Here is a 7,608-nt window from a genome sequence, read left to right on the forward strand (position 1 = left end):
ATCGATGCCAATTGCTTTAATTAAGGACATATGGACTCTCCTTGATTGAATGTTCGCACTTTCAATATGGCACACAATGGCCATTTGGTAAGGGGAGTCCATATCATTCGTTATGCAGTCACGACGATAGTGGTACTTTGAAATGGATAAAGGTCTAAAAGATCAAGCTGAGAAGATTCTCAAGCTTGGCATCGCTAAAATTGTTCAAAACTATACAAAGAATGCCCTATTAATTAATGCTTGCTATGTATCATCTAGCCGATACGAAACCTTAACGGATACCAACGGGCTATCTACTACTCAAAACATTCCCATAACTCTAAGGCTTGATCAAGAAATTGACTATCAATATACAAATGAAGAACTGGTGGAAGAATACAAAACAGATGTACTAGATGTAATTTTAAAAAATTATGTTGTTATGTCTATCTCAATAGTGGATGGCATTCTGGAAGATCTTTACGAGTTATTTTTAAGTAATATCGAAGAGGGTATTTCTGACTCTGAACTTAGCAAGAGAGTAAGGAGCGCATGGGCTAATGATAATATCCTCAATTACTTTGTTGCAGAAGATAAAGCTGGATTGAAAAAGCCGGATGACATGAATACACCGTTTATAGAATCCTTTACGCGCTATAAAGAATTGCGCTTAATTAGACACTCGCTAGTTCATACTGATGGTGTGATCAGCCAGAAGAATATGGACTCGCTCAATGAATATAAAGAACAAACACCAGATGAAAGAAAAGGTTTTTCACTCATTGATAGCCCAATGATTCAGGATGGGAACAAGGTATCTCTTTCTATTAACATCATTTTGTCTATAAGGCAGTATCTGCATCGATTTTTAGTTTATCAATTTAAGTCAGTGAGTAATGCATAATCGGGTAGCCGGAGGTATCTAGCCTCCAGCCTCCAGCCCCCACACCACCCTGCATGCGGCTCCGCGCAGGGCGGTTCATTTAGAACACCTAACTAAACTTTCTGGTTAGCCTATTTATTACGATAGTGAACTGCGATCCATCCATCTCTTAGTGAATATAATCCTGCTTTCTTCAGATACTCATTACTCAGCGCTTGCTGGATCCCTGGTGTTTTTGAACTTCTCCATGGGCCTTTGCTTGTGATACCACAACCAACTATACTTGCCCACAATGTGAAATGGGCTAGTTAAATTGATCACGCCCCACAAAACAAACAGAAAAAACTCTATTCAAATCATAAGGTAAGAGTATTTAAACTAATTATATTTCATCACTAATATGATTATCTGTTTTGAATTCGATTGTAATCAAGTATGCCTGCATCTATTGGATGATTTTTTTTGTATTGCGTCATCAAGGTGTCACTGAATGCCCAAAAAGCAGGGTCAGTTCTTCGAACGCCATAGTTATCTAACAATCTTTTGTAATCAGCATTGGTTTTAACCTTGAGTACTTGAGCGACTAATGCTGGCAGCTCAGCTTCTTTTACGCGCCAAAAAGCATTGGGGTAACTGCCAAGTAGGCCGTTAACCAGTGTCACGGTATCGCGTTTATATAGCCGGTTGGATTCTTCATCAAATAAGCTAGAGATGTTTTTATGGGCACTGTTTCTTATTAGGGTGAAAAGCTGAGGTTCAACAGAGGTATCTTCAGCTTCAATTACAATATAAGTAAGTTCAGGGAATATAGATGCATTTTCCCCTTGTAGATGATTAATCCTTTGAAGGTGCGCCTTACTCTCATCTGAAAGCTGGGTTGACTCAAGTGCATAACGAGTTGGCGTTACCTTTGCGACTCGCTGTTTGAGCATTTGCAATAATTCATATTTAGGGTCTTTTGTCGTATAAGTAACTTCTGTGGGTTTACTGAACTCATTGATATTGCCTTCAAGATGTTCAGTTAAATACAGACTTGCATCTTGATACCAATCAGCAAGCTCTTGGTGACGGTTTTTCGTTGGTAACAAGGTTAAAAAGTTCGATTCACCTTCCATACGAAGAAGATCCATGTACATGCGAGTAATTAATTGATGGCCAAAATTACCATAGACATCATAACCAGCCACAAGCAGGTAATGAATACGCTCTAATAAAGAATAACTGATAATCCAAGCGGTTTTAGGTTGCTCACCGATTAAGCCTTTCACGACTGATGCATTATCAAAATGGCGAAATACCGTTAGGCTAGCATTAGCATTCGTACCATTGCCGTCCCAAATTAGCTGAGTCGTTAAGTGTTCATTATTTTCGAATTCTTCTTCCAAGAATGCATTTTTAGCCCGAAGAAAGCGGCCCTGTTGTCTAGCATATTTAATCCAATTACTCACAGGCCGCAAAGTATTGCTTTCCTGCTCAGCCGGAAGGGTTAGGTTGTCGGCCTGTGAGCGATAAAATTCATTTAATTGTGAGAGGTTAGACATATCAGGGTCGACAAAAAACACCCAAAATCTGTCATTAATAACATCAAGTGCAAGCTGTCCTCGACATACCGGGCCTTTTATATACGCCATAATGGTATTTTGCGCATTATCAAGCATAAACTTATAGCGCGCCTCTACGGGTAATTCTGTGAAGGCGATAAGCGGATTTGCAGCAACTGATGGTTTATAACTTGGTAAAGCGCTAACTGTATAATTGGGTTCAATAAACAATGACTTTATACGCTCAAGCTTTTTATCGCTGAGTGCATATGGCATATGTGTTTTATCGACAATGGTTTCGCGCACTTGTTCTAAGCGATAGTAAAACGAATCTGTCTTTGGATCATCGTAAGGTCGACGTGTTGCGATGACATCGATGACTTCCCCAGGGGCGGTTTTCGATCTAACCAATTTAAAAAAAGTGGGTACCCCTTGCAGGCCAATGTCCTCGTTCTCGAAATATAAATGTGAAACAAACAAATGTTCAAATATATAGCGACTTGTTAGTTGTTGTTTTAATGATTTTTTATTGAGGAATGTTTCCCATTTCTGCACCGCTGTAAGTTCATTGCTTGAAGGAGGAGCGACAGCTGTCATTGGTGCTCCATCCACAAGCCACTGCAACAAGATATTATTTTCATTGTTTGATATTTGCGGTAAGCCATAAGGCATCCCCCATTTAGGGAAATCCTCTTCATAGCTGTCCATTTCTTCAATCGATGGGCACTGTTGGTTATGATCAAGGGAGAAGTCCCACGAGTCATCAAGTATGTCTTCTGTTGGTAAAGGATGGCTTTGTTTTAACAGTAGCATTCGCGCAATAACACCGGCTTGTATATTGGCTGCTGGTGATTGTGAGCGTTCATTCAGTACTGGAGTAAAGCCTTTATCACGCCATTGCGCAGTTGTTTGGGCATCGAGAAACATGCGAGTAGTATTTGCAGAAAGTAACCGCGTACCTTGGTACACTTTATCTTTATTCGCACCACGGTCTATACCTTCAGCGGATGACATCTTAAGTTGACAAGGCGCATCGTAACAAGCGTGGCAGACAACACATCGGTTATCGATTATAGGTTTAACATCATTAATATAGCTTTGAGCTTGAACTGAGTTTGTTTCTACCATGCGCTGTTGGGGCTGCGCTTTACCGTATAACTTATCGTAATTAAAACCCACAAAAATCGCGCAACCTGACAAGATAACACAAAGAAAAATTACCATTGTGCGGCTGTAGTACTTCAAAAAAAAATTATACATAGTCAATTGGCAACCTCTTGGTTTGTTGCGTTTGCATCAAATGATTATTGATGGTTTTGTGGCAAAAAATTTGCTGTTGCTTCAGGAATAATCTTTCCCATCTCATTCAGCGATTCAATTAATCAATGATAAGGAATGAATTTGAATAGAAATATTTTGTTATTGAGTTTAACCTTTGCTGCTTGGGTTGGTATGGCTTGTCACCAATGAGTCATCTCTATCTCATTCTGTCATAGCGAGTAATTTGCCACTCCTTCAATCACTTGGCGTGGGTTTATTGAATATGCGCCTATATGGCCTAACAAGCTAGTTCAATATCAATTTATCTCGAACACATCGAGGTCCAGAACGACAAAACCTAGCCTAAAAGTAGTCTAGTTATACTGTGCTATCAATAAACACAGTAATAGCCTAGTAAAATTGAGCAGATCATCACAGAGCGAATCCAGGCATAAACGAGTGTTATATAAGTGATAGGGTTTTACGCATTCTAAAGCCAGCGTATTTTTAAGTGAAAAGACCACTGAGGGCAGATAAAAAGTCTAACTTTTTTATTGGTTAGTTGAATCATATCTTATGATTCAAGATGCTGCTGTGAAGACAAAAAGTCTGACCTTAATATCTGCCTACTTCAAGTTATTTTTGGCATAAAAAAAGGCTACCAGAAAGTAGCCTTAAATCCCCAGCTCTGAAGCAAGCTTCAGCGCAAATGGTGTAAAATTAGCAGACTCTAGCAACTAAGCCTTTTAAATAGAATCCTTCAGGGAAGCCGCTACCGATTGGGTGATCGCTGGCTTGGCTTAAGCGGTCAATAAACTGTACATCACGCTTGGCATCTAAGGCTGCATCTGCCACAACCTTTTGGAATAAGTCCGCAGGCATTAAACCAGAACAAGAGAATGTCAGTAAAATGCCGCCTGGATTTAATAACTGCATCGCAATCATGTTGATATCTTTGTAGCCGCGACAAGCACCGTTTAGTTGGGCTTTATTATCGGCAAATTTTGGTGGGTCTAATACGATAACATCAAAGGTTTTACCCTCGTCACGGTACTGGCGTAATAGCTTAAATACATCAGCTTCATGGTAATTAACATGGTCATCATTAAAGCCATTGATTTGCATATTTTTACGGGCGGTATCTAACGCTAACGCCGACACATCAACGTTTTCAATGCTCGATGCGCCGCCTTTAGCGGCGTATAAGCCAAAGGTGCCGGTGTAACAAAAACAGTTAAGTACTGACTTGTCTTTTACAAATCTGGCAGCAATATTGCGGTTATCACGTTGGTCTAAATAAAAGCCGGTCTTATGACCTTTAGTGACATCAACTGCGATTTTAATGCCGTTTTCTTCAATGATCACTGGCATTTCTGGCAGCTCACCATGAAGTAAACCCGTTACCGGCTTTAACCCCTCTTTTTTACGAGAGTCAACATCTGAGCGCTCATAGATAGCGCAATCAGGATAAAGCTCAGCGAGGACTGATACTAAGGTATCACGCCAGTAATCTGCGCCCGTGTTAAGTAACTGGCACACTAATACATTAGCGTATTTATCAATGGTTATGCCAGGCAGTCCATCTGACTCAGCAGCAACCAGTCTGTAACCGGTTAAACCCTGCTCAGCAATTAATGCTTCACGGCCTGCTTGGGCTCGTTGAATGCGGCGAACAAAAAAGTCTCTATCGATAGCTTCTTCTTTATCAAAGCTCCAAATACGCACTTGAATTTGCGACTCTGGAGACCAAGCACCACGACCTAACCAATGACCATCATGGGCTACAACATCAACAGTTTCACCAGCTTGTGGTTTTCCTTTAATATTGTGTATACCACTTGCAAAAACCCAAGGGTGTTTACGTTCAAGTGATTTCTCACGCTTTGGTCTAAGCTTGATTCTGATAGCCATGATGTTGCCTTTTTCAAATTGGGATACGGATGATAAGGATCCTCAGAAAGGAACGCAAGAAACAATAGTAAAATATAGCGTATAGCAGGCTTTAACGGATTAAAAAGCAAGATGATGTTGCTAAAATGATGTTACTAAGATGAGGTCTAGCATCGCTAAATTTATACACGGCTGATTATATTTTACCGAGTGTAAGCAGTCATTAGGTTATTTTCTTGTTTATATTTACAGCTCAAATATGAGCTCTCTCATTTTTATATCATTATTCTCCTTTAAATTTACAACCCAAAAAACGCTAGTTAAAATAAATTCAATAGCGTTTTTAAATAATTTGAAAATTGAAACAGCAAATTGCAACGACAAAATATTAACCATTACTTTTGATGTAATAACAGGGTAAATAATTGAGATTGGCTTAATAAGGTAATATTTTTATTATTATTACCATCTGTAGTTAATGAAATAATCGGGTTTTGTATAAAGTCTTTGGCATCATCTGCAGAATACAATTCTGGTATGTCTAAATGATATGTTTCACTGCCCTGTACATCGAGTCTTAAATATAGCGGCTCTGATTTTACCCAATAACCTGAGTCATCGGCATTATCTTGAAATAAATCACTATAGCTAATTTCTAACAAATGTAGCCCTTGGCCTAAGTCTACCTCACGCTGAAACTCTACAATAACACCATTAACGCTATCGACATCAAGATCGTCATGAAAGGTTATGCTGGCGGACTGGGCTGTAAAACTGCTGAGTAATAATCCCATAGCAATCGCTAATGTTAATTTAGTCTTCATGTTCAACTCCAATAAATTAATAGTTAATGTCACTTATATTCAAGCTACCAACTGTGCTTTCACAACGGTCATTTAATTAGACCTAATGCCGTCATAAAAAATTTCACAAATACACTATTTAATTTTTTTGAAGACGAACAATACAATCATTAAAAAATAAAACCTGTTGATAATCAACATCACAAACAATAATAAAATCTGATCAACACTTAAATGTTTATCAAAATTTTAATATCATTAAACATCGCTGCAGATTTACCTAATAGGCTTCAACTCACAAAATCGATTGCTCAAGATTACGTATTTTTTTATCAAAGTACGCTTTTAAGAAATCTAGCAATAAGCGCACTTTTTTAGAGTCTGTCGCCCCGGGTGGAAATACCCCATAAATGGTAATGTCACTAAATTGATAATCATCCAATACGGTTTCTAAACTGCCCTGTTTCACTTTTGGCCAAGCATCATAGGTTGGCACTCGCCCTATTCCATGGCCGCCTTCAATGAATGCGGTACGCGCTGAGGCGTTATTGGTGGTAATTGAGCCTTTCATTTCAATACTAAATGAGCGTGAACCCTTATTAAGATGCAGCACTTTTTTTTGTGGTTTATACATCACCCAGTCATGGCTGGATAAATCAGCTGGGGTTTCTGGCCTGCCGTATTTATTAAAATACTCAACCGAGCCACATAGGCAAGTTTTGAGCACACATAATTTAGTTGCCTGTAAGCCTGAGTCAACCAAAGGCGCACCACGAATAGCTAGATCAATGCCTTGATTGATAATATTAACGATTTCATCAGTTAACATCACATCAAGTTCAATTTTTGGGTACAAACGTTTAAATTCATTAAGGGCTGGCACTATGGTTTCTAAGCCAGCGTTGACAGGACAGGTGATCCTAATCAAACCCATAGGCTCACTTTTCATATTCTCAATTTGCTTGTTGGCCGTGTTAGCTTGATCGGCTATCACTTTACAAGATTGATAATAGGCTTCACCTTCTTCGGTCAAACTAATACTTCGAGTAGATCGATTTAACAGTCTTACCTCTAAATGCGCTTCAAGCTTTTTTATGTGATAACTCACTACCGCCCTTGAAAGACCAATATGCTTTGCTGCGCCGCTTAAACTGCCCTGTTCAACAACTTGGGCAAATACTCTCCACCAAAGAAAAAGTAAAGGATTATACTCATGCGAAGTAATAGATTCCCAAGGGAATCTATTTTTTTA

The 7,608-nt window shown here is 39.0% G+C and carries 5 protein-coding genes and 1 pseudogene; 1 reads left to right on the plus strand and 5 read right to left on the minus strand.

All coding sequences use genetic code 11. From position 1 onward, the window contains the following. Window positions 1-142 precede the first annotated feature (142 nt). Window positions 143-883, plus strand: coding sequence for a hypothetical protein (locus Q4557_RS19325; RefSeq protein WP_303414920.1), 741 nt, complete (start codon window positions 143-145; stop codon window positions 881-883). A 110-nt stretch (window positions 884-993) separates the two neighbouring features. Here Q4557_RS19325 and Q4557_RS19330 read toward each other — a convergent pair. The 5 genes and pseudogenes from Q4557_RS19330 to Q4557_RS19350 form a co-directional block, all read right to left on the minus strand. Continuing rightward, a pseudogene (locus Q4557_RS19330) lies at window positions 994-1,146 on the minus strand (group II intron reverse transcriptase/maturase); the annotation flags it as partial. 120 nt (window positions 1,147-1,266) lie between these two features. Continuing rightward, window positions 1,267-3,627 (minus strand): fatty acid cis/trans isomerase, encoded by a 2,361-nt coding sequence (locus tag Q4557_RS19335; protein WP_303414923.1) that lies wholly within the window; start codon window positions 3,625-3,627, stop codon window positions 1,267-1,269. A gap of 756 nt (window positions 3,628-4,383) precedes the next feature. Next, a complete protein-coding gene (locus Q4557_RS19340; RefSeq protein ID WP_102436505.1) occupies window positions 4,384-5,574 on the minus strand; it encodes a class I SAM-dependent rRNA methyltransferase in 1,191 nt (396 codons plus the stop codon). 374 nt (window positions 5,575-5,948) lie between these two features. Beyond that, a complete protein-coding gene (locus Q4557_RS19345; RefSeq protein ID WP_303414926.1) occupies window positions 5,949-6,377 on the minus strand; it encodes a DUF2057 family protein in 429 nt (142 codons plus the stop codon). Window positions 6,378-6,651: 274 nt separating this feature from the next. Beyond that, window positions 6,652-7,581, minus strand: coding sequence for a LysR family transcriptional regulator (locus tag Q4557_RS19350; protein WP_303414929.1), 930 nt, complete (start codon window positions 7,579-7,581; stop codon window positions 6,652-6,654). Window positions 7,582-7,608 lie beyond the last annotated feature (27 nt).

The sequence above is a fragment of the Shewanella sp. 5_MG-2023 genome, from assembly GCF_030547465.1.
Taxonomy (GTDB): domain Bacteria; phylum Pseudomonadota; class Gammaproteobacteria; order Enterobacterales; family Shewanellaceae; genus Shewanella.

Excerpts from the sequence above, each read along its gene's own strand:
- Q4557_RS19325 (WP_303414920.1), top strand. The coding sequence starts at position 143 with ATGGATAAAGGTCTAAAAGATCAAGCTGAGAAGATTCTCAAGCTTGGC.
- Q4557_RS19335 (WP_303414923.1), bottom strand. The coding sequence starts at position 3,627 with ATGGTAATTTTTCTTTGTGTTATCTTGTCAGGTTGCGCGATTTTTGTG.
- Q4557_RS19340 (WP_102436505.1), bottom strand. The coding sequence starts at position 5,574 with ATGGCTATCAGAATCAAGCTTAGACCAAAGCGTGAGAAATCACTTGAA.
- Q4557_RS19345 (WP_303414926.1), bottom strand. The coding sequence starts at position 6,377 with ATGAAGACTAAATTAACATTAGCGATTGCTATGGGATTATTACTCAGC.